1 protein-coding gene and 1 pseudogene are annotated in these 385 nt (G+C 45.5%); one reads left to right on the plus strand and one right to left on the minus strand.

The genetic code is table 11. The features are described from left to right. Positions 1 to 204: pseudogene (locus tag DW938_RS14945) on the plus strand (hypothetical protein); the annotation flags it as partial. On the opposite strand, the gene DW938_RS15035 reads toward DW938_RS14945, so the two are convergent. Continuing rightward, the coding region (locus tag DW938_RS15035; protein WP_207660721.1) for a hypothetical protein at positions 201 to 385 on the minus strand (185 nt) is incomplete at its 5' end. The pseudogene DW938_RS14945 and the gene DW938_RS15035 overlap by 4 nt on opposite strands.

A 385-nucleotide genomic window follows, 5' to 3' on the forward strand; every position in this document is an offset into this window, starting at 1 on the left:
CGGATCGGAGAAATAGACACAGGTGCAGGCTCACGTACACCGGGAGAGTCACTTACTATAGCACAGCAGCTTCAGGCAGCAAACAAACGGATCAAAGAGCTTGAAAAGAAAAACCGTGAGCTTGAAGAGCTTAATGAATTTCTGGAGGAAGCATCTGCTTTTTTCGCCGCGAACCGTCGGAAGTCAGGAAAGAAGAACGGTTAAAGTTCATTTCCCAAAAGACTGATGACGGTAGGATCACAGGAAGGATCAGTTTTTACTGCAAGGCTTTGGAGGTCACAAGACAAGCATTTTACGATCATCTCAGCCATAAAAACGCCCCCTGGAAGTATCAGGCACTTGCGGATGAAATGATGAAGATCCACGAAGAAGACCAATATAATGA

Source organism: Ruminococcus sp. AM43-6 (genome assembly GCF_003461785.1).
GTDB lineage: Bacteria > Bacillota > Clostridia > Oscillospirales > Ruminococcaceae > Hominimerdicola > Hominimerdicola aceti.